This window comes from Dolichospermum flos-aquae CCAP 1403/13F (assembly GCF_012516395.1).
Classification (GTDB): Bacteria; Cyanobacteriota; Cyanobacteriia; order Cyanobacteriales; family Nostocaceae; genus Dolichospermum; species Dolichospermum lemmermannii.
Genome location: NZ_CP051206.1, coordinates 1,396,485 through 1,420,712, shown reverse-complemented (window position 1 = coordinate 1,420,712; position 24,228 = coordinate 1,396,485). Strand labels below are relative to the sequence as shown.

The following is a 24,228-nucleotide window of genomic DNA, read 5'->3' as shown; positions in this document are numbered from 1 at the left end:
GTTGCCTATCCGTTCTATAAAACTTACCCAAAATTACCAAAGTCTAGACACATCTGGACAGCGATAACCTTAGTGTTTACTTCCTGCTTCATCGCGGTCTTAGAATGGCTTCTAAGAGGTTTTTCCGCTCCACAGGCAATCTCGGTAGAACTTACCGTTTCTGACCGTAGTTCCTCAAAGGAACCGCTACGCTACAGGGATAAAAATATCCACAAACCATCGGTCAATATTACGCGCTGCATTTAAGTCCCTGTCAGCTTTATAGTCACAATCAGGACAAATATAAACGCGGTTTTTTAATGGCATTTTATGACGATGATTACCGCAATTAGAGCATATTTGCGAACTAGGAAAGAACCTATCCACAAGGATTAGTTCACTCCCGAATTTCTCAGTTTTGTACTCTAATTGCCTTTTAAATTCATACATCCCACAATCTGCAATTGCACCTGCTAATTTGTGGTTCTTCAAAAATGCCTTAACGTGCAAATCTTCTATCTTAATTATGCTGTGGTTTTTAGCTAGATAGTAGGTTAATTTGTGAATAGAATCCTTGCGAATATTAGAAACTTTGGCGTGTAATTTAGCTAATTTTCTCACAGCTTTTTTACGGTTATTAGACCCCTTTAGTTTTCTGCTAACGCTACGCTGTAAACGTTTCATGCGTTTACTCTTTGGCGGTAGGCTTTAGGATTCTCGAATACTTCACCATTACTACAAACTGCTAACTCCTTAATTCCTATGTCAACGCCAATGGTCGGTCTGTCTGCAAGTATAGGAGGTTTTTCAACTTCGTATTTAACAGAAATAAACCATTTATCAGCCTGTCTAGAAATCACGCAATTATGAGTTACTGTAATCGGTAAAGGTTCTGCTAAACGTACCCAGCCAATTGACGGTAATTTAATTCTTTTACTATCATTTTTAATTGCTGGTTTCGCCTTAGTTCCTGACTCCAAATAGAAAGAATCACGTTGACCTTTCTTCTTGAATCGGGGTTGTTTCGATGTCTTCCTAAAACACCTATCCCATGCTTGGCGTAAATCAGCTAACGCCTTCTGAGGAACATTTTTATTAACTTCGTAATACCAAATATGCTCAGATTTTACCTCAGCAATTAATCGCTTATGCAAGTCTATTGCTGAGGGTAATTTAAGTTTTTCGCCTTCTTTTTGAGCAGCTAAAATATCCTTGATTTGAGCATTTGCCCAGTTGTAAGCGTGTCTAGCGACTCCAGAAGCTTTGCGAAAAGCTGTAATCTGTCGGTTATTTGGAATTAGTGCAGTTTTGAATGATAAAAGCATTGACTCGACCTTTCAATGTTGTACTATAGTTAGTATACCAACTTACAAGGTTAAAGTCAATGCCATTTGAGAAAAATAATAAAATTGGTGCTAAGAAAATCCTCAAAGCTGAGTTAGACGCTCAACCAATTTGTTTTAAAGGTCGGAAAGGACAGAGGGTAAAAATTAAAACCGTCCCTAACACAGCAACAACGGTTAAGGGAATTTGTTGATCAATTAATTGAAGACTTGGACAAACAGTAATATATGGATAGTTATGGGTAGAAATTATCAAACTGTTTCTACCCCCACCCTCCAGACGAGGGGGTAACAAAATGGCATCAATAAATAGACAGCGAGAATCAAACAAAAAAATGTAGATTCCCTGGGCATTGCCGCCGGATGTCTTCTTGTACTAAGATAAATTGCTTTGGGGAACACCGAAACAGATCAGAAATAGTAATTTCACCAATTATCTATTTTCTTGTCTAAACTAGATATAGCAGGTGGCAGTAAAAATTTCACGAATTTGGAGCGTAGATCCTCACCAGTTTTCTTATGGTCAGGTTATTGCCTCCTCCTCAAGATGGAAATTAAATTTCCACCTTCCATAAGATATGTTAAGATAGAATATGATAACAAGAGGAGTTTGCCACTCACAAGATGTAAGGCAGCTTCCCGGCATTTAATTGCAAATGTCCGAGTAGCATTACTGCTTGATAGGCGTAGTCGCCAGTGCGATTTCCCCAGTTGGGTAGCGGCTTCTCACAACAGACCTCTTGGTCGGCTTCCCAACGGGTAAATTAACAACGCCCACGCTACGGTAATGCAAAATACCATTAAGCGAATTGTTAAAAATATTATGAGTGTCAGACTTACCCAAAGACACTTAAGATTACCCTGGGAAACAAATTAGTAGAAGTATCATGGACTAGCCTCTATCAACATGATAGATGAAGGCTGTAATTTGGCTTTTACTAGTTAAAGTTGCTAGTTATATAGGTTAAATCTGGTAATTAGTAGCGGGTAGTTGGGTGGAAATTATAGCAAAATTCACCGAGTGAGTTATTAGGTAGGGCTTTGGCACTGCTAAACCCGTATTGATTAGTTTACTTGTGATCTGCTGTATTTATTCCCGACACAATGCTTAAATGTTAATTAACAAGGAAAAACGGAAGACTTATTGAAAATATGGGTGAAAAGCCAACGATTGCCATTTCTCACCTGGGCTGCGAGAAAAATCGAATTGATACAGAACATATGCTAGGGCTGCTAGTAAATGCAGGCTATGGTGTAGATAGTAACGAAGAATTAGCAGATTACGTAATTGTCAATACCTGTAGTTTTATCGAAGCGGCTCGACAAGAATCAGTAAAAACCCTAGTAGAACTAGCGGAAGCCAAGAAAAAAATCGTGATTACTGGCTGCATGGCGCAACACTTTCAAGAACAATTATTGGAAGAATTGCCAGAAGCAGTAGCGGTAGTAGGGACAGGTGATTATCACAAAATTGTGGATGTGATCGAGCGAGCAGAGCGGGGAGAGCGAGTTAAAGAAATTACTGCTGAACCCACTTATATAGCCGACGAAACCACACCCCGTTATCGGACAACCACCGAAGGAGTAGCTTACCTGCGAGTGGCAGAAGGCTGTGATTATCGGTGTGCATTTTGCATTATTCCCCATTTACGAGGAAATCAGCGATCGCGTACCATTGAATCAATAGTTGCCGAAGCCCAACAACTGGCAAGTCAAGGTGTCAAAGAAATAATTCTCATTTCCCAAATCACCACCAATTACGGCTTAGATATTTACGGGAAACCCAAATTAGCCGAATTGCTGCGGGCATTAGGCAAAGTAGATATACCTTGGATTAGGATGCACTACGCCTATCCCACCGGATTAACAGCGGATGTGATTGCGGCTATTCAAGAAACTGCCAACGTTTTGCCATATTTGGACTTGCCACTGCAACATTCCCATCCAGAAATTCTCCGGGCTATGAATCGTCCCTGGCAAGGACAGATCAATGATGGGATTATGGAACGGCTGAAAATTGCCCTACCATCAGCAGTGTTCAGAACCACATTTATAGTTGGTTTTCCTGGAGAAACTCAAGAGCATTTTCAACATTTATTAGAGTTTACCCAAGGACATAAATTTGATCATGTTGGTGTTTTTACTTTCTCACCAGAAGAAGGAACTCCTGCCTACAATCTACCCAATCAAATTCCAGCGGCAGTGATGACGGAACGCCGTAATCGCCTAATGGAATTACAACAGCCAATTTCTTTCCAGAAAAATCAACAGGAAGTCGGCAAGATAGTTGATGTCCTGATTGAACAGGAAAATCCCCAAGGTGGAGAATTAATCGGTCGTTCCGGCAGATTTTCTCCCGAAGTTGATGGTCAAGTCTATGTTAAAGGAGAGGCTAGGCTAGGAACCATCGTCAAAGTAGCAATTCAAAGTGCCGATGCCTATGACCTCTATGGTCAAGTTATCAATAGTGATAGATTATCTTCCCATCTGCTATCTGCTGTTGTATAAGACTTAATTTACAAATAAGTATCGGTTTACCAGTCCCAAATTTACAATCAAATCTAGGAGCGTTAATGAATTTATCATTTCAAGAATTAGGCATTTCCCCAGAACGGGCTACATTGTTAGAAGGCATGGGTTTTACTGAACCTACAAATATTCAAACCCAAGCAATTCCTCAACTATTAAATGGTCGGGATGTAGTTGGTCAATCGCAAACAGGAACAGGTAAAACCGCGGCTTTTTCTCTACCAATTTTAGAGCGGTTAGATGAGAACCTCAAAGCTGTACAAGCAATAGTTTTAACCCCAACTCGTGAATTAGCAATTCAAGTTCATGCGGCTGTTTCCCAATTTATTGGTAACAGTTACTTGAAAGCAGCGGCTATTTATGGTGGTCAATCAATTGACCGTCAAATTATGCAACTCAGACGTGGGGCGCAAATCGTTGTCGGGACACCAGGACGGGTTATAGACTTACTAGATCGTGGTAACTTGAAGCTAGATCAAGTCAAATGGTTTGTCTTAGATGAAGCTGATGAAATGTTAAGCATGGGCTTCATTGACGATGTGGAAAGAATTCTTTCCCAAGCGCCTAATGAACGCCAAACAGCATTATTTTCCGCGACAATGCCACCATCAATTCGGATGTTGGTAAATAAATTTTTGAACTCACCGGTGACTGTCACCGTTGAACAACCCAAAGCCGCACCGAATAAAATCAATCAAGTGGCTTACATGATTCCTCGTCATTGGACAAAAGCTAAAGCTTTACAACCAATTCTGGAAATGGAAGATCCAGAAACAGCTTTAATCTTTGTTCGCACCCGGCGTACAGCGGCAGAACTAACCAGTCAATTGCAATCTGCTGGTCATAGTGTGGATGAATATCATGGTGATTTGTCTCAACAAGCGCGGGAACGCCTATTAATCCGTTTCCGTAACCGTCAAGTGCGTTGGGTTGTCGCTACTGATATTGCAGCGCGTGGGTTGGACGTTGACCAACTTTCTCATGTAATCAACTTTGATTTACCTGATAGCGTAGAAACCTATGTTCACCGCATTGGTCGGACTGGTCGGGCTGGAAAAGAAGGAACGGCAATTTCTTTAGTACAATCTTTTGAACGCCGCAAACAACAGGCATTTGAACGCCATAACCGTCAAACTTGGCAAATTCTCTCTATTCCTACCAAGGCGCAGCTTGAAGCCCAACATATCCAGAAGTTAAGAGGACAAGTGGCAGAAGCTTTAACTGGGGAACGGTTAGCTTCCTTCTTGCCGATTATCAGCGAAATGATTGAGGAATATGATGCTCATGCGATCGCTGCGGCTGCTTTACAAATCGCTTACGATCAAACCCGTCCTGCTTGGTTAATATCAGGAGTAGACCTGCCCGTAGACGAAAGCCCAACTCCCAAACCCAGAATTAACAAACGTGGGGATGGTGGAGAACGGGAACGTAGTTCTGGTGGTGGTCGCGGTGGACGTTCCTCTTGGTCAAAAGAAGGTAGAGGTAACGATGAAAGACGTAGTAGCGGTGGCAGTGGCGGTAGTGTTAAACCAAAGTTAAAAATAGCCTACAATGAACCCTCTTCTACTCCTAGCAATCACAAGTTAGGTTTACCTACGGGTAGAGAATAGATGGGATTTGTGATGAGTGCATCACCATGACAACCTGTTAATACGTTGATTTTATAGCCACTTTCACCTACAGGTTGAAACCTGCGGGCTTGAAGGTGGCTTTAAATTTCTGTTATGTGTTGAGAATTGTCGGGGTTTAGCATTATCATCCCCATTCCCACATCAAGAATTGATTTATTTAACCCAGCTTTTTGTTTTTTACGTTTACCCTTCGACAAGCTCAGGGCATCGCCTTTTTTAGCTTTGGCACTCATGTTTTAGTTTGTAGTACCAAGTGATATTAATGGATCTTTACCCATAGAACTAAGCCAAACATCTATCAATCAAATTAATGCAATTCCTAAAGAAAATTTGAGTGATTTTGGTGTGTAGTAGCGAACTATATTCGCCATAAACTTTTCAAATATCCTCTCAAAGCAATATTTTGGAAATGAACACTATTAAAATTTTTATAGGCTGTTTGGGTTTGTGGCTATTCTTAGATATAGCTGCTCATTTGGGTGCGGAAATTTTTTGGTTTCAGGAAGTTGGTTATCTAGAAGTATTTCTACAAAGATTGTTAACTCAGGGGAGTTTATGGTTATTTATTGTGAGTTTGAGTGCCATTTACTTGTTAGGAAATCTCACTTTAGCCCAGAGGTTAAAATATCCCCCTTTTCCTAATTCTAGTCCGATACAGGAAATAAAAATTAGTCGCAAATTAACCACTTTTCTTAGTCCTCAGTATCCCACAAATAATCAATCTCCTCAATGGCATAATTATACCAATAAAATTAAATTGCGATGGCTTTTACCTCTAATCCTAGGATTAATTTTTTTGATGTGTTTAGTGTTAGCACAATATGGAGAAATTGCCCTCTCTTATTGGCCAGGGAAAGTTAATCAATCCAGTTTATCAGTGCCACTGCTATTGCGAGTAGATATAATTTTGCAGTTGGGAAAACAGATAATTTCTCAACCTTTGTATTTAGGATTATTTGGGGGATTTTCCATGGCTATATTAATTTATAGCAAATTCTTCCTCAGAGCGATCGCTATTATTTTTAGTCTCAGTTTTGGCTGGATACTGTCTCAATATTGGTCAAAAATTCTTTTATCTTTTCATCCTATTTCCTTTAATCATTCTGAACCATTATTTGGCAAAGATATCAGTTTTTATATTTTCCATCTCCCGATCTGGGAACTCTTAGGATTTTGGTTAATAGGATTATCTCTATATGGTTTTATTAGCGTTATTCTCACCTATTTATTATCAGCTAATAGCTTCAGAGAAGCTATTTTTCCAGGATTTTCTTCTCCACAAATGCGCCATTTATTTGGCTTATCTGGCTGTTTAATGTTAGTAGTATCTTTAAATTATTGGCTGAGTCGTTATCAACTGCTTTACTCGGTTCGTGGAGTGAGTTATGGAGCTAGTTATACTGATGTTAAAGCCCAATTACCAGCAGATACAATATTATATATTTTATCGGTAGCTATAGCCTTATATTTATTGTGGTTAACTGTATTTTGGCAAAAAAAATCCTCACATCATCGCTGGGCAATTTATACATTAGGTATGTATATAACTTTTATATTAATCGGTAATTTTATTTTACCTATGGCTGTACAAAGTTTTATTGTTGAGCCAAATGAATTACAAAAAGAACAACCTTATATAATGCGAAATATTGACATGACTCGTCAAGCATTTAATTTAGATGTCATTGATTCTCAAATATTTAACCCCACAGGAAAACTCACAGAAGCAGATATTAAAGCTAATGAATTAACAATTAAAAATATTCGGCTTTGGGATCAAGAACCATTATTAAAAACCAATCGTCAATTACAACAAATTCGTCCTTATTATCAATTCCCTGATGCTGATATTGATAGATATTTAATTAAGAATAACGGGAATCAAGAAAAACAACAGGTACTAATTGCAGCGAGAGAATTAAATTATCCAGATGTTCCTCTCCCCGCACAAACATGGGTAAACCAAAATATGATTTATACTCATGGTTATGGCTTCACTATGAGTCCAGTTAATACCGTTGCTGCTGCTGGATTACCAGAATATTTTGTCAAAGATATTAGCCAAAATGGTAGCGTCTTAAATACTTCTAATGCCAATATTCGTGCCAGTATTCCCATCGGACAACCCCGAATTTATTATGGAGAAATTAGTAATACTCATGTTATGACTGGGACAAAAGTTAAAGAATTAGATTATCCCAGTGGCAGCGATAATGTTTATAATACTTATGATGGATTAGGTGGTATTCATATCAACTCTCTATGGAAAAGATGGCTATTTTCTATATATTTAAAAGATTGGAAAATGGTATTTACCAGAGATTTTTTGCCAGAAACTAAAGTATTATTACGACGAAATATTAACCAACGAATTCAAACTATTGCCCCTTTTTTAAAATTCGATAGTGATCCTTATTTAGTTGCAGTAGATGCCCATATAGATGGTAAAAATCAACAATTTCCTGGCCAAGAAAATTATCTTTATTGGATAGTTGATGCTTACACCACAAGCGATCGCTATCCTTACTCAGATACAGGTAAAAATAGTATTAACTATATCCGTAATTCCGTCAAAGTCGTAATTGATGCTAACAACGGTACAGTCAGATTTTACATTGCCGATGCTGCCGATCCATTGATTACAGCTTGGTCAAAAATATTTCCCAAAATGTTTCAACCACTGAGGAATTTACCAGTCAATCTCCGCAGTCATCTCCGTTATCCAGTAGATTATTTCAAAATTCAATCTGAACGCTTAATGATCTACCACATGACAGATCCTCAAGTATTTTATAATAGAGAAGATCAATGGCAAATTCCTAATGAAATCTATGACAACGAAAGCCGTAAAGTTGAACCCTACTATTTAATAACCAGTCTCCCCAACGTCTCCTTTGAAGAATTCATCCTCTTACTTCCCTACACACCCAAACAACGCACCAATTTAATCGCTTGGTTAGCAGCACGTTCTGATGGCGAAAATTATGGCAAATTACTATTATATAACTTTCCTAAAGAACGCTTAATTTATGGACAAGAACAAATTGAAGCCAGAATAAATCAAGATCCAGTTATTTCTCAACAAATTTCTCTGTGGAATCGTCAAGGTTCAAGAGTAATTCAAGGTAATCTGTTAATAGTTCCCATTGAGCAATCGTTACTATATGTTGAACCAATTTATTTAGAAGCCACACAAAATAGTTTACCAACATTAGTAAGAGTAGTTGTAGCCTATGAAAATCGCATCATCATGGCACCCACCTTAGAACAAGCACTACAAGGAATCTTTCAACCAGAAATTGCACCACCAACAACTATCATTCGTCCCCTGTAGGGGCAATGCCCCCGTGCTTGCCCCAAAACCCTACCAGAACAACCACAGGGGGGTTGCCCCTACGATGCAATTAATGTATCACTGTTCTAGAAATTCAAAAATTTAAAAACCTATTACTAACTGTATTTTTAATATCCACCTACTACTTCAGGTATATATTCACATAATAAAAAACAAAACTATTGACAGAGATAACTAATCTTTACTTTTGCTAAACCTATAATCAGAAGCTATATACAGCTTTACCTAAACAAATCCTAGACTTAAATTAAAAGTTTGAAAATCCAACATCAGTCACAATTCAAACAGACTTTATATTGAGGGGTTTGCCACTTGGTTCTGTCACACTTGTTAATTAAGAACCATTATAGATTATTAAGGAAAATAAGATGTATATAGAGCAGGTATTGGGAAATACACTCATGGCCGACAATACCAATTTGTCCATTGCTCAAAGTGCAGTTCAACAAGAAAAAGTCCAAGTCCAATATCACAACATCCAAATACCAGATTTAGCACTATCTTTAGCTCCTCTGGGATTTATTTTTGTTTGGGCTATATTTCTCCTACTTTTTCATAAAATCCGCACCAATACAGATGATCGGGTATGCGTGAAAAGTAAAATTCTACAAAAAGTTCCCTGTAAAAAATGTCAATTTTTTGCCAATAACCATTATTTAAAATGTGCTGTCAAACCTGATTCTGTTCTTACAGAAGCAGCCATAGACTGTTCTGAATACGTGCCTAAAAAAGTTAGCTTTTCCCATAAAAATTTATTTCGCTAAAAAGCGTCTGTTTGGTCGTTCCTTTATTTCCCATGCCAAAAATCATTGATGCACCGACATCAAATGTATATCCTTGGCTTTGAAAATAACCGGCACTACCACCGGGAATAAGATAACTTTCAAAAACTATAACTTTTGCACCTTTGGCTGCTAATTGGGTCGCTGTCACTAAACCACCAATACCAGAACCAATAACAATGACATCAAATAATTCAGAATTCAGAATTCATAATTTGTAATTTAATCCAAAAAAGAGGGAAAAGTCTGCTGCTGCTGACTAATCCCGCCTGCTGATTCTTGAATGCTTTGTTATACAGCGATCGCTTAACAATTATTTATCTTTCGCGATCGCCCCCAAAATCAAAACCAAAATATCACAATATTGTCCGATCTAATGCTTTTTTATACAGCGTTAGCTTGCGTTGCGGAGCAAATCGCATCAAAATTCATCTCCTGAAGGCGATTCCTAGGTCGCGCTTCGCTATCGCGATACCAGTCAAATCAAAATTTTTTATATTTGGGTTAGTATTATATAAAGAAATCACTCAGTTAGTCATATAAACGAATCGCTTTGTCTAAAAATTAAAAGGACTTGAATAATATGAGAGCATAAATAAACGGAGTAATCTGTAGTTTATGTGAACCAAACCACCCTGAGCGTAGTCGAAGGGTAAACGTTATCTAGGTCATAACACCTTGGGATTCGCTAGTCCCCTGCCATGTTGCTACTTATTAAACAATCCGCAAGGATAGTGTATTTAGCATAACAAGCTCAGATAACAAGGTTGAAGCAAACATTACCCTGGAAAGGTGAAATTTAAATGTCTAATTTTGTTCTAGTTCTTGATACCAACAAAAAACCACTTACTCCAATCCATCCAGGAGATGCACGTTTTTTATTAAATCAACAAAAAGCTGCTGTATTTAGAAGATTTCCATTTACCATAATTTTGAAAGAACCTAAATCTGACGTTCCAACTCAACCGATTGAATTAAAAATAGATCCAGGAAGTAAAACTACAGGTTTTGCGTTAGTTCAAAATAATAAAGTCATCTGGGGTATGGAATTACAACACAGAGGTTTAGCTATTAAAGAAAGCCTAGAAACTCGAAAAGGAGTAAGGCGAGGAAGACGTTCTAGACATACTCGTTATCGTCAAGCTAGATTTCTTAACCGCACTAAACCTCAAGGTTGGTTAGCACCTTCTTTAAGCCATAGAGTTTTAACTATTAACACTTGGGTCAAAAGATTATGTAATTTTGCCCCAATAACTGACATAGTTCAAGAGCTTGCTAGGTTTGACCTACAGCAGCTAGAAAACCCGGAGATATCAGGCTTTGAGTATCAACAAGGAGAGTTACAAGGGTATGAAGTCCGTGAATATCTTTTGAATAAATGGAATAGAAAATGTGCATACTGTACTGCTGAAAATGTCCCTTTACAAGTTGAGCATATTAAACCAAAAGCCAAAGGAGGAACTAATAGAATTTCTAATTTGTGTCTAGCTTGTGAGAAATGTAATATCAAAAAAGGTACTCAAGATATTGAGAAGTTTTTAGGAAAAAAGCCTGAGTTGTTGAAGCAAATTTTATCCCAAGCCAAGCGGACACTAAAAGATGCGTCTGCTGTAAATTCAACGAGATGGGCTTTATTTAATAAGTTAAAAGAAACTGGATTACCTATAACAACAGGTTCAGGAGGTTTAACTAAGTTTAATAGAACTCGTTTAGGATTGCCTAAAACTCATTGGATTGATGCTGCTTGTGTAGGGAAAGTTGAAACTCTCAAAATACTTACAACAAAAATTTTAACAGTAAAAAGCACGGGGCATGGTTGCAGAAGATTCTGTAGGATCAATAAATTTGGTTTTCCTTGCACCGAGCCTAAAAAAATATTCACTCATGTTTCTACAGGAGATTTTGTTAAGGCTACTTTACACAAAGATCGTAAAAACATAACTTCTGGAAGGTATGTAAGTCGTGTTAAAACTCCCACAAAAAACGGATGTGAGATTGTTATCAATGGTTTTAGAGTTGAATTTTCAACAATGAAAGATATTACTAAGGTTCATTGTAGTGACGGATATAGCTACGTTTGACTACGGAAAACTACAATTTTATGAGATTAAATGCAGAGACAGTTATCTTAGAAAAAATAAAGGATAAAGTTTGGACTGATGAAGAGTTTATGGCTTTAGCTGATGATGGCAATCGTTACGAAATTGTAGATGGAGAGTTGATATTGATTAGTTAGCGATAGCGAACGCATTGCGTCCCACGCTGCCCTATCGGGTCACGCGTGGGGCTTCTGTCGGTTTAAGCTAAATATCCTCTAAACAATCACAAAATGATTGACATTCAATGTTCCTGTTAATCCCGTAACTTCAATAATGGCATCATTAGCCGCATTAAACCCTGCGGTTGCATCATTAATAGCCACAAAGGTTTTTTGTCCAAAACTGAATTGAGCCGCAAAATTTGACCCAAAGGCTGCGGCTGTTAATTTTGCCCCCATACCAGCAGCATCCAGGGTATTAACTGCTCCCACATCCACAAACCCGGCTCGTGCGGTAGAAACACGGAATAAATCATTACCTGTGGTGGCGTTGAAGTCAGTAATCACATCAAAGTTAGCTAAGAGAGAATCAGTAAGATTTTGGTAAACAAACTTATCAGCACCTAAACCACCAGTTAGAGTATCTTTACCACCCCCACCGGTGAGAAGATCATTATTTGCACCACCAACGAGGAAATCATTACCACTAGTACCTGTCAAAGTCAGACTAGAGGGATTACCAATCACACCATCACCATTAGCATCTATCCCAAATTTAGTTTCTTGGGTAAAAGCATCAGCAGAATTTAATGCGTATTGTCCCTCAGAAGAAACCCAATTCCAGTTACTATCTAAATTCCAGATATGCAGGAAGTTTCCAGAAATGTTTTTCCAAAGAACTTGATTAACGCCATTGACAGTTTCTGCGGCTATCGTTTGCCATCCTGAACCGTAGATATCTTGGTAGATTTGTTGTCCACCATTTTTAATAGCGGTTGGGGTATTTGTTCCGACTTGGGTAAAGTATTTGTTGGCTGCATCTTTGACTAACTTAGTATTACCTGCTGATTCAATTGGGGTGTAGGGATTGCCAATCACACCATCACCATTGGTATCTATGGCAAAGTTAGTTTCTTGAGTGAAAGCATCAGTAGAATTTAATCCCCAATTTCCTTGAGAAGAAACCCAATTCCAGTTACTATCTAAACTCCAGATATGCAGATAGTTTCCAGAAACGTTTTTCCAAAGAACTTGATTATCCCCATTGACAGTTTCTGCGGCTATCGTTTGCCATCCTGAACCGTAGATATCTTGGTAGATTTGTTGTCCACCATTTTTAATAGCGGTTGGGGTATTTGTTCCGACTTGGGTAAAGTATTTATTGGTTGCATCTTTGACTAATTTTGTATTACCTGCTGATTCTATTGCGGTGTAACCACTGCCAATAGAACCATCACCATTTGCATCTATCCCAAATTTAGTTTCTTGGGTAAAAGCATCAGCAGAATTTAATGCGTATTGTCCCTCAGAAGAAACCCAATTCCAGTTACTATCTAAATTCCAGATATGCAGATAGTTTCCAGAAATGTTTTTCCAGAGAACTTGGTTATCCCCATTGACAGTTTCTGCGGCTATCGTTTGCCATCCTGAACCGTAGATATCTTGGTAGATTTGTTGTCCACCATTTTTAATAGCGGTTGGGGTATTTGTTCCGATTTGGGTAAAGTATTTGTTGGTGGCATCTTTGACTAATTTAGTATTACCTGCTGATTCAATTGCAGTATAAGGATTGCCAATCACACCATCACCATTAGTATCTATGCCAAAGTTAGTTTCTTGAGTTAAGGCTTCTGCCGAATTTAATCCCCAATTTCCTTCAGAAGAAACCAAATTCCAGTTACTATCTAAACGCCAAATGTGGAGGTAATTTCCAGCCAGATTTTTCCAGAGAACTTGATTAACTCCACTGACGGTTTCTGCGGCTATAGTTTGCCAGTCTGAACCGTAGATGTTTTGGGAGATTTGTTGTCCACCATTTTTGATAGCGATTGGGCTATTTGTTCCGACTTGGGTAAAGTATTTGTTAGTCGCATCTTTGACTAACTTGGTATTACCTGCTGATTCTATTGCAGTGTAAGGATTGCCAATCACACCATCACTATTGGTATCTATGGCAAAGTTAGTTTCTTGGGTGAAAGCTTCTGCCGAATTTAATGCCCAATTGCCTTCAGAAGAAACCCAATTCCAGTTACTATCTAAACGCCAGATATGTAGATAGTTTCCAGAAACGTTTTTCCAGAGAACTTGGTTATCCCCATTAACCGTTTCTGCGGCTATAGTTTGCCATCCTGAACCGTAGATATCTTGGTAGATTTGTTGTCCACCATTTTTAATAGCGGTTGGGGTATTTGTTCCGATTTGGGTAAAGTATTTGTTTGTTGGATCTTTGACTAATTTGGTGTTTCCTGCCGATTCAATTGCAGTATAAGGATTGCCAATAACACCATCACCATTTGCATCTATGGCAAAGTTAGTTTCTTGAGTTAAAGCATCAGCAGAATTCAATCCCCAATTTCCTTCAGAAGAAACCCAATTCCAGTTATTATCTAAATGCCAAATATGCAGATAGTTTCCAGAAACGTTTTTCCAGAGGATTTGATTATCCCCATTGACAGTTTCTGCGGCTATCGTTTGCCATCCTGAACCGTAGATATCTTGGTAGATTTGTTGTCCACCATTTTTAATAGCAATTGGTGTATTTGTTCCGATTTGGGTAAAGTATTTGTTGGTGGTATCTTTGACTAGTTTGGTGTTATCTGCTGATTCTATTGGGCTAACGCTAGAAGTAGACTCAAGCAAGCGATTTCCGAAATTAATATCTTGAACAATTTCTCCTTTATCAAGCCGAACGACGTAAGTTCCAGGTACTGGACGACTATTCTGCAAAGCTGTGTTGGCATTTAATCGTCCTCCTGTTAAAGTTTTCCCTTTCAAATTATCCAGAACATCAACACTATTAAGAAGCACTTGTTTGACTTCCTTAGCAGATAAACTAGGATTGTTTGCCCAAACCAAACCAGCTACCCCGGCAACATGAGGACTAGCCATTGAAGTTCCATTAAAGCTACTGTAACGATTGCCCGGAACTGTACTAAGAATATTAACTCCAGGGGCTGCTAAATCAACAGAATTAGCTCCATAGTTAGAAAAATTGGCTAGGTTATCGTTATGGTCTGTAGCGGCGACAGAGATAATGTTGTCCAAATTATAAGCGGCAGGATACATGGGAGACTGATCTGCATTACTTGAACTATTTCCAGCCGCAGCAACAAAAAGTTGTCCTGCTTTTCCCGCAGCAGCGATCGCATCATACAAGCCTTGAGAAAATCCACCGCCGCCCCAGCTATTATTGGTTAAATTAGCCCCCATTTTGGTGGCATAGTTAACAGCCTTAATAGCGTTAAATATAGTGCCAGAACCTTTACCAGAAAGGAACTTGATCGGCATAATTTGAATATCCCAGTTAATCCCCGCAACCCCTAAATTATTATTTCCCTTTGCTCCAATAGTTCCAGCAACGTGAGTGCCATGGCCATGATCGTCAAAAGGATTACCATCATTGTTGGCAAAGTCGTAACCATGCACATCATCAATGAATCCATTATTATCATTATCAATGCCGTCATTGGGGATTTCTCCTGGATTTTTCCAAATATTACCGATTAAATCTGGATGGGTATAATCTACTCCAGTATCAATCACACCGATAATAATTGATTTACTGCCTGTTGAAATTTTCCAAGCTTCTGGTGCATCAATATCCGCATCAGATTTTCCTCCTGTTTGTCCCGTATTATTTAATCCCCAAAGTGAAGAATATTGAGGGTCGTTAGGAGGGACAACTAATGGAAAAACATTATTATTGGAGATAGTGTAATTCGGTTCGATATACTCAATTAGAGAGTTACTACTATATTGGGCAATTGCCGTATCTACACTAAGTTTGCTAAAAGACCACAATTCAATACCCAGATCACTAATTGATTCAATATTAGTGACCCCCAAATTACTTTTAAGAGTATTTAACTCAAGATTAGAAATTGCCGATTTGAGTTTTACTAAAATTTGATTAGGGGCATAATTAGCAGTAACATTTGATGGGGAAGAGAAACCTAAAACAGAAACCCCTGGTGTCACTATCTGATTAGGATTAGTATTATTTTGTTGAACAGGATAAGTTCTGTCCCATCCTTGCTTTAAAACTTGGGCAACAACATAAGCTCCAGCAGTGAGATTATCAAAACTGTAATTACCTTGGTTATCCGTTATTGTTGAAGCCTCACCTTGATCCAATGTTCCATTACGATTTTTATCTAAAAAAACCGTCCAATTTCCTAGTTTTAATTCACCTGAATCTTGGATTCCATTACTATTATTGTCTTGCCAAAAAGTTCCTTTTATTTTCCCAAAATTGGAAGGTTTAACATCAATTTTTACTGTACCTTTACTTTCAGTTCCTGAATTATCTTTAATTACATATTCAAAACTGGCTGCACCCATAAACTCAAAACTGGGAGTAAAGATAATTTGATTGTTGTTTAAAGTTACTGAGCCATTAATTGCGTTATTAACACCAACAAATGTTATCGAATCATTTTTGTCAGGATCATAATCGTTAATTAACAAATTTTGAATCGAAAGCGTTAGCGATTGATCTCTGATAGTGCTAAAGCTATCTACGATAGCAATAGGAGCATCATTAACTCCATTGACTGTCACTGTTACCGTCGCTGTATTTCTGCCATAGTATGGATCACTAACCACATAATCAAAGGTATCACTTATGCTTTCACCAGCCGCAAGTGAATCAAATTTCCCATTAGGGTTATAGATGATTTGATTTCCATTTAAACTAACTTTACCAATTGTTTTACCATCTTTAACTTCTATGATACTTAGGGGATCGGCATCACCATCTGTATCATTAGCCAAAAATATAGTTGTAGGGGTATAAAGAATATTATCTTCATTTGTGCTAATAAAATCGTTGTTTGCTTTTGGTGTAGCATTACCAACAATTAAAGTTAATGCTTTGGAATTAAAAACAGGAATTAAAGTTAGATTATCAGCTATTTTTAGTCCAGTAAAATCTAAAGATCCTGTGAAATTCTCATAAGTTACAACATCAAAGGTACTACCAAGAATGGGAGTAAAGTTATTCAATAGGCTAACATTCAATGTTCCATCAAAAGCGGCATTTCCATTAATATCCACCTGATCAAAGTTAGTTCCTGCGGTAGTTCCCCCCAATTGAATATTGATGTTTGCGCTGTTGGTTTCGGTGTAGTTACTATTAATAGTTAAAAGACCAAATTCGGTATTACTAGCATGACGAGGATTGAGTAAACCAGAATTTGTCACCCCAACGTTAATACTGCCATTGCCTTCTATACTGCCACCGTTAATATTCAAGGCATTGCTAAAGGTAACAGTGCCACCTTTGAGAATTAAATTTGCATTATTATGGGTGTAAGTGTTGGTAAAATTTAGAGTTCCTGATTGGGCTTCAACCGTTCCTGTATTATTAAAAGCAACTCCAATAGAGCCTATTCCTGTGGTGGTTTTCTTGAAAGTTCCAGAGTTGTTAAATGTGCCAATACTAGAAGTGGAATTACGAATGTCTCCCCGTTGCAATTCATAATTACCAGAATTGTTGAGAATAGCACCGTCATTGAAAAACAAACGATTGTCATTCTCGACGATAGTTCCCGTATTATTGAGTTGAGTATTTAGAAACTTGGAAGAAGAACTACTACCACCAAGTGTTAATGTGCCACTATTAGTAGTAATTCCTGAACTCTTTAAAGTTCCTCCATTCCAATTATTTGTTGTTAGTAAGTTCCAATCTCCATCTACTTGAAATGTTCCACCACCAAGAGTAAATACAACAGTATTAGCAATAGCAGTTCCTCCTGCTAATTTGACATCTAAAGTTCCACTACTAAGGTCAAGATTACCATTACCGTTGATTTTTGCTCCATTATTGAGAGTATAAACTCCTCCACCAAATCCCAAGGTTCTACCGCTAGTTAAGTTGAAGTTTCCACCATTACTAACTCCTCCTTCTGTAAGGTTTAAAATTCCTGATTCAACATTTACCGTTCCTGTATTATTGAAAGCGATTCCAATAGAGCCTATTCCTGTAGTGGTTTTCTTGAAAGTTCCAGAGTTGTTAAATGTGCCAATACTAGAAGTGGAATTAAGAATGTCTCCCCGTTGTAATTCATAATTACCAGAATTGTTGAGAATAGCACCGTCATTGAAAAACAAACGATTGTCATTCTCGACGATAGTTCCCGTATTATTGAGTTGAGTATTTAGAAACTTGGAAGAAGAACTACTACCACCAAGTGTTAATGTGCCACTATTAGTAGTAATTCCTGAACTCTTTAAAGTTCCTCCATTCCAATTATTTGTTGTTAGTAAGTTCCAATCTCCATCTACTTGAAATGTTCCACCACCAAGAGTAAATACAACAGTATTAGCAATAGCAGTTCCTCCTGCTAATTTGACATCTAAAGTTCCACTACTAAGGTCAAGATTACCATTACCGTTGATTTTTGCTCCATTATTGAGAGTATAAACTCCTCCACCAAATCCCAAGGTTCTACCGCTAGTTAAGTTGAAGTTTCCACCATTACTAACTCCTCCTCCTGTAAGGTTTAAAATTCCTGATTCAACATTTACCGTTCCTGTATTATTGAAAGCGATTCCAATAGAGCCTATTCCTGTAGTGGTTTTCTTGAAAGTTCCAGAGTTGTTAAATGTGCCAATACTAGAAGTGGAATTAAGAATGTCTCCCCGTTGCAATTCATAATTACCAGAATTGTTGAGAATAGCACCGTCATTGAAAAACAAACGATTGTCATTCTCGACGATAGTTCCCGTATTATTGAGTTGAGTATTTAGAAACTTGGAAGAAGAACTACTACCACCAAGTGTTAATGTGCCACTATTAGTAGTAATTCCTGAACTCTTTAAAGTTCCTCCATTCCAATTATTTGTTGTTAGTAAGTTCCAATCTCCATCTACTTGAAATGTTCCACCACCAAGAGTAAATACAACAGTATTAGCAATAGCAGTTCCTCCTGCTAATTTGACATCTAAAGTTCCACTACTAAGGTCAAGATTACCATTACCGTTGATTTTTGCTCCATTATTGAGAGTATAAACTCCTCCACCAAATCCCAAGGTTCTACCGCTAGTTAAGTTGAAGTTTCCACCATTACTAACTCCTCCTCCTGTAAGGTTTAAAATTCCTGATTCAACATTTACCGTTCCTGTATTATTAAAAGCAACTCTAATAGATCCTATTCCTGTGGTGGTTTTCTTGAAAGTTCCAGAGTTGTTAAATGTGCCAATACTAGAAGTGGAATTACGAATTTCTCCCTGTTGTAATTCATAATTACCAGAATTGTTGAGAATAGCACCATCATTGAAAAACAAACGAAAGTCATTCTCGACGATAGTTCCCGTATTATTGAGTTGAGTATTTAGATATTTGGAACTACCACCAAGTGTTAATGTGCCTATTTGAGTAATAGGAGTTGCTGATGATAGAGTTCCATTATCCCAAAGAGTTCCATTTAAGGTAGTTGCGTTAACCCAGACGAAGTTGTTAGCCATGATAGATGCTCCTATATTTTAGAGTTTTTTTGTTCAAGCATTGATTAACTGAATTAATTGATACTGAGTTATTGAGATCACGAAGGTGAATCTATCCTGAATTCAGCAAAGGTGCTGAGTTGGTTATATGTCAGCGTCAGGGCAGAATTGAGTGCAGTATTCATGGATTTAATTAATTACTGATATTAAGATGATGTCTGAAGGTAATAGTATGTGTCACAACTTGTAACACTTTTTAGTTAAAGACTATATATATACGCACAAGTTTGACACAAATACTGATAAGTGTCAAGCTCTATATCTATGCGACAAGTTAGGATATTTTTTAAATTGGTAGTCACCAATGTCAATACTACTATCAATTGGTACAGTGAGCTTGCGATGCCCTGAGCTTGTCGAAGGGTCGAACTGCTCAGTACAAGAACAAACCACCCCGGAACTTAAGTTCCGGTCTAAAAGCTAAAGTGCGTTAAAACGCACTCTAGTTAACTCAAAATCAAAAATTATCTTATTTTTGCTAAAATAGTCGGTTTTAACCGACTTCAGCTTTTAGACAGGGAATTTATTCCCTGGCTTGAAGGGACTGCTAAACCTTATTCACCGATTATTCAACATTCTTTGCCAAACGGTAAACCCTAACAGCAAAATAATACCGATAGCAGTGACCAGCATCACTGATAAACTCATACCCTGGACTTTCATAGCCAGCAAATTACAGCCTAAAGTAATTGACCAGAGGATAAAAGCCGCATTCCGTTGGGATAGTCCCCAGGCTAACAAGCGATGATGGAGGTGGTCTTTACCTGGTGTACTCAAAGGATTTTTTCCTGCCATGAGCCGGCGCACAAACACTTGAGTAGTGTCAATAACTGGCAACAGCAGAAATAAAACTGTAGGTATTAGGGCATAGATTGTATTTAATTGGAGTTTCCCTAAAATACTGGTTGCTGCTAAAACATAGCCAAAAAAGTATGCTCCAGCATCACCCATAATGATGTGTGAGGGGTAAAAATTATGGCGTAAAAAGCCCAGTGCTGCCCCTCCCAAAGCTGCCAAAACCAAAGTAGCAGCAGCGCGATTATCAAACTGGGCAGAAACACCTAACAAACTGATAGCAGTAATAAAGCTAATGCCACCAGCCAAACCATCCATGCCATCCATGAGGTTAATAGCATTGGTGATTCCCACTACCCACAGCACGGTTAACGCCATAGATAAGAGAGAATCAATGGGTGTACCAAAGGCAACTTGGATGCTAATGCCATTACCAACCAACAAAAGTGCTGTTGTTACCTGCGCCCATAACCGCACAGACGGAGGTAAGCCAAATTGGTCATCAATAAAGCCAACTAGAACTAAAATCGAACCACCGAGGAGAATCGTTAAAACCTGGGCTAAGACCCCTTGCAGTTCAATCGGCCGCAAGAGACTAGCCAAGACCAAAGCCGCAATAACACCCGCGTAGATTGCCAAACCTCCCGCATTCGGTAAAGGTTCTTGATTCAATCGTCGAGCGTTGGGTTGATCTGCCCAACCTACCTCTAAGGCAAATTTGCGAATTGTGGGAATTAACCGCCAGGTAACAATCAAAGCTAATAGAAACGTAAATACTACAGCTAACCAGCCGGAGCCGCTAGGGTCAGCAATGCCAAGGGATTTAAGGGAGTTCGCTAAGTTCATTTGCTCCCAATAGAATCATTAGTTTTATGGTCAAACATAAGTATCAACTGTTAATATTAATCAATTTTGGGATTTTGATTGTTAATCTAAATTGTGAACAGGGATTAGCACTCTTTGTCAGTGAGTGCTAAATTGTCTAATGGAAGCAATAGAAAAATAAAACATGACTAAGATTATTGCATTTAATGAAGAATCACGACGGGCTTTAGAAAGAGGTATTAACGCACTGGCAGATGCAGTGAAAATAACTTTAGGTCCAAGAGGTCGTAACGTCCTATTAGAGAAAAAATTTGGTGTTCCCCAAATTGTTAACGATGGTATCACTGTTGCCAAAGAAATTGAATTAGAAGATCCTCTAGAAAATACTGGTGCTAGACTTATTCAGGAAGTAGCATCGAAAACTAAGGATGTAGCTGGCGATGGAACTACCACTGCCACAGTTTTAGCACAAGCCTTGATTAAAGAAGGGTTAAAAAATGTAGCCGCTGGGACAAATCCCATTAGCTTAAAACGGGGTATTGATAAAACCGTTGAAGCACTGGTAGCAGAAATTGCCAAAATTACTAAACCTGTAGAAGGAAGTGCGTTGGCATCGCCCGCCGCAGGCATCGCTCAAGTTGCCACAGTTTCCGCTGGTAATGATGCTGAAGTCGGACAGATGATTGCACTGGCCATGGAGAAAGTGACTAAAGACGGTGTAATTACCGTTGAAGAATCTAAATCCTTCACCACTGAACTAGAAGTAGTGGAAGGAATGCAGCTTGATAGAGGTTATATTTCTCCCTACTTTATCACCAACAATGAACGGATGACAGTAGAGTTTGAAAACTCCCGTATCCTGATTGTTGATAAGAAAATCAGCAGCATTCAAGATTTAGTCCCTATCTTGGAAAAAGTTGCCCGTTTAGGTCAACCTTTACTGATTATTGCTGAAGATGTAGACGGTGATGCTTTACAAACATTGGTTGTAAATAAAGCCCGTGGTGTATTGGCTGTAGCTGCGATTAAAGCCCCCGGTTTTGGTGAACGTCGCAAAGCTATGTTAGAAGATATTGCCATTCTTACCGATGGACAAATGATTTCTGAAGAAATTGGCTTGAGCTTAGATACAGCTACTTTAGAAATGTTGGGAACTGCTCAGAAAATCCACATTGACAAGGAAAATACCACCATTGTCGCTGGTAATACTGCTAAACCAGAAATCCAAATCCGGATTGAGCAAATTCGTAAACAATTGGCGGAAACTGATTCCGATTATGATACCGAAAAACTGCAAGAACGCATTGCTAAGTTAGCTGGTGGTATTGCCGTGATTAAAGTCGGTGCAGCTACGGAAACAGAACTGAAAGACAGAACCTTGCGGATTGAAGACGCACTCAACGCTACCAAAGCAGCGGTAGAAGAAGGTATTGTTCCTGGTGGTGGTGCAACCTTAATTTATCTATCTACCAAGGTAGATGCTATTAAAAACAGCCTCACTCCTGAAGAAAGAATTGGCGCTGATATTGTTAAAAAAGCTTTAGAAGCTCCCCTCCGGCAAATCGCGGAAAACGCTGGGGCAGAAGGTTCTGTCATTGTTGCCAGAGTTCGGGAAACTGATTTGAATATCGGTTATAACGCAGCTACAGGCGAATTTGAAGACTTAATTGCGGCTGGTATTATTGATCCCGCAAAAGTGGTTCGTTCCGCTTTACAAAATGCTTCTTCCATTGCCGGTATGGTACTAACTACCGAAGCCATTATTGCTGAAAAGCCTGAAAAACAACCCGCTGGGGCCCCTGATGGTGGCATGGGCGGTATGGGCGGCATGGGTGGTATGGGCGGCATGGGCGGTATGGGCGGCATGGGTGGTATGGGTATGTTCTAATTTGCCACTGTCCCAAATCCATAATCCATAATTTATGAATTACCCACCCCTAACGCTTTCAGGGGTGGGTTTTTGTGATCATTTCAGTGTATCTCGCAAACGGTTCGTTAACGCTTAATTAAAATTAAGATTCTGGAATCTGGTTACTGAGCTTGTCGAAAAATCAAAAGGCTAACATCCTCAAGATAGATACCGTCTCTCTAAAAATATGTGAAAATGAGGGTAGAAACATCTGTTAAAAACAACTTAACACCATTTTCTATTTTTGACTCCTGACTCCTATTCCCAGGGGGTGAAACTATGATTGATACAAGTAACAATATAAGAATTGTCTCTTTAATTCCGAGTGCTACGGAAATCGTCGCTAAACTGGGTTTATTTGATGCTATGGTCGGGCGATCGCATGAATGTGACTATCCTCCCGAAATCACCAATCTTCCAGTTTGTACCCAAGCCCGTGTGAATGGTGACGCTAATGGCCATTCTATTCATGACGAAGCCAGCAATCTATTACAATCTGCTTTAGGTGTCTACAAAATCAAAATTGATGTTTTAGAGAAATTGCACCCTACCCACATTATCACCCAAGATCAATGTGATATCTGCGCCGTCAGTTTACCGGAAGTAGAAAAAGCAGTTGCCCAACTTACCCACAGTTCACCGCAAATAATTTCCTTACAACCGAACACACTACAGGAGCTTTGGGGTGATATTGAACGGGTTAGTCACACATTTGGAGTAGATTCAGTAGAAATACTGGAAAATTTAGAAGCCCGTGTGAGAATTTGTAAGCGAAGACTGCAAGGGCTATCCTGTGCAGAAATGCCTAAAGTCGCTTGCGTTGAATGGACTGATCCTTTGATGACCGCTACAAATTGGGTTCCTGAATTAATCAACTTAGCAGGAGGAAAACCATTATTTAGCCTGATGGATAAACCTGTTACTCATGTCAAATGGGAAACATTAGTAGATAGTAACCCAGATGTGATTATTTTCATGCCCTGTGGCTTTGATTTACAACAGACTCAGCAAGAAGCTCAAGTATTAACTCAACGTCCAGAATGGAAAAAACTCCATGCAGTCCAATCAGGGAGAGTCTTTATTACTGATGGCAATGCTTATTTTAACCGTCCTGGTCCGCGGTTGGTAGATTCTTTAGAAATTCTCGCAGAAATATTGCATCCAGATATCTTTGATTATGGTTATCAAGGTACTGGTTGGCAACTTTTATAAGCAGTATGCAAATAACCTGATTGTAGGTAAGAGTTTTATTAAATTTTGGCCGTTGCGTTATTATTAATTATGTTTCGCGCAGAGGCGCAAAGAAGCAAAGGCGCA

12 protein-coding genes and 2 pseudogenes are annotated in these 24,228 nt (G+C 38.6%); 9 read left to right on the top strand and 5 right to left on the bottom strand.

The window, feature by feature from the left end; all coding sequences use genetic code 11:
* Positions 1 to 186: 186 nt before the first annotated feature.
* Positions 187 to 1,304, bottom strand: a pseudogene (locus HGD76_RS07105) (RNA-guided endonuclease InsQ/TnpB family protein).
* A gap of 59 nt (positions 1,305 to 1,363) precedes the next feature.
* Between HGD76_RS07105 and HGD76_RS07100 the strand changes: the two are divergent.
* The 3 genes from HGD76_RS07100 to HGD76_RS07090 all read left to right on the top strand — a co-directional run bounded on the left by HGD76_RS07100 (position 1,364) and on the right by HGD76_RS07090 (position 5,461).
* A complete protein-coding gene (locus HGD76_RS07100; RefSeq protein ID WP_233466900.1) occupies positions 1,364 to 1,516 on the top strand; it encodes a hypothetical protein in 153 nt (50 codons plus the stop codon).
* 958 nt (positions 1,517 to 2,474) lie between these two features.
* Positions 2,475 to 3,830: a 30S ribosomal protein S12 methylthiotransferase RimO gene (gene rimO, locus HGD76_RS07095; RefSeq protein WP_168695344.1), complete on the top strand. Its 1,356-nt coding sequence runs from the start codon at positions 2,475 to 2,477 to the stop codon at positions 3,828 to 3,830.
* A gap of 65 nt (positions 3,831 to 3,895) precedes the next feature.
* On the top strand, positions 3,896 to 5,461 hold the full coding sequence (locus tag HGD76_RS07090) for a DEAD/DEAH box helicase (RefSeq protein ID WP_168695343.1): 1,566 nt from the start codon (positions 3,896 to 3,898) through the stop codon (positions 5,459 to 5,461).
* Between the two features lie 101 nt (positions 5,462 to 5,562).
* Here HGD76_RS07090 and HGD76_RS07085 read toward each other — a convergent pair whose 3' ends face one another.
* Positions 5,563 to 5,715, bottom strand: coding sequence for a hypothetical protein (locus tag HGD76_RS07085; RefSeq protein ID WP_168204353.1), 153 nt, complete (start codon positions 5,713 to 5,715; stop codon positions 5,563 to 5,565).
* 176 nt (positions 5,716 to 5,891) lie between these two features.
* Here HGD76_RS07085 and HGD76_RS07080 point away from each other — a divergent pair, with 176 nt between their 5' ends.
* Positions 5,892 to 8,816 carry a UPF0182 family protein gene (locus HGD76_RS07080; RefSeq protein WP_168695342.1) on the top strand — a complete coding sequence of 975 codons (2,925 nt, stop codon included), beginning with the start codon at positions 5,892 to 5,894 and terminating at the stop codon, positions 8,814 to 8,816.
* 389 nt (positions 8,817 to 9,205) lie between these two features.
* Complete coding sequence (locus tag HGD76_RS07075) at positions 9,206 to 9,601, top strand: hypothetical protein (protein WP_148762744.1); 396 nt, start codon at positions 9,206 to 9,208, stop codon at positions 9,599 to 9,601.
* A gap of 13 nt (positions 9,602 to 9,614) precedes the next feature.
* On the opposite strand, the pseudogene HGD76_RS07070 reads toward HGD76_RS07075, so the two are convergent.
* Positions 9,615 to 9,824 (bottom strand): annotated as a pseudogene (locus HGD76_RS07070) (FAD-dependent oxidoreductase); the annotation flags it as partial.
* 598 nt (positions 9,825 to 10,422) lie between these two features.
* On the opposite strand from HGD76_RS07070, the gene iscB reads away from it, so the two are divergent.
* Together iscB and HGD76_RS25815 are read left to right on the top strand one after the other, a co-directional pair.
* Positions 10,423 to 11,700: an RNA-guided endonuclease IscB gene (iscB, locus tag HGD76_RS07065; protein WP_148762746.1), complete on the top strand. Its 1,278-nt coding sequence runs from the start codon at positions 10,423 to 10,425 to the stop codon at positions 11,698 to 11,700.
* Between the two features lie 20 nt (positions 11,701 to 11,720).
* Positions 11,721 to 11,855, top strand: coding sequence for a hypothetical protein (locus HGD76_RS25815; RefSeq protein ID WP_256370347.1), 135 nt, complete (start codon positions 11,721 to 11,723; stop codon positions 11,853 to 11,855).
* A 78-nt stretch (positions 11,856 to 11,933) separates the two neighbouring features.
* Here the strand turns inward: HGD76_RS25815 and HGD76_RS24830 are convergent, their stop codons facing one another.
* Together HGD76_RS24830 and HGD76_RS07035 are read right to left on the bottom strand one after the other, a co-directional pair.
* Positions 11,934 to 19,343 (bottom strand): S8 family serine peptidase, encoded by a 7,410-nt coding sequence (locus tag HGD76_RS24830; RefSeq protein ID WP_210967738.1) that lies wholly within the window; start codon positions 19,341 to 19,343, stop codon positions 11,934 to 11,936.
* A gap of 597 nt (positions 19,344 to 19,940) precedes the next feature.
* Complete coding sequence (locus HGD76_RS07035; RefSeq protein WP_168695341.1) at positions 19,941 to 21,023, bottom strand: MraY family glycosyltransferase; 1,083 nt, start codon at positions 21,021 to 21,023, stop codon at positions 19,941 to 19,943.
* Positions 21,024 to 21,186: 163 nt separating this feature from the next.
* Between HGD76_RS07035 and groL the strand changes: the two genes are divergently transcribed.
* Together groL and HGD76_RS07025 are read left to right on the top strand one after the other, a co-directional pair.
* Positions 21,187 to 22,890 carry a chaperonin GroEL gene (gene groL, locus HGD76_RS07030; RefSeq protein ID WP_168695340.1) on the top strand — a complete coding sequence of 568 codons (1,704 nt, stop codon included), beginning with the start codon at positions 21,187 to 21,189 and terminating at the stop codon, positions 22,888 to 22,890.
* 300 nt (positions 22,891 to 23,190) lie between these two features.
* Positions 23,191 to 24,123 carry a cobalamin-binding protein gene (locus tag HGD76_RS07025; protein ID WP_168695339.1) on the top strand — a complete coding sequence of 311 codons (933 nt, stop codon included), beginning with the start codon at positions 23,191 to 23,193 and terminating at the stop codon, positions 24,121 to 24,123.
* Positions 24,124 to 24,228: the final 105 nt, after the last annotated feature.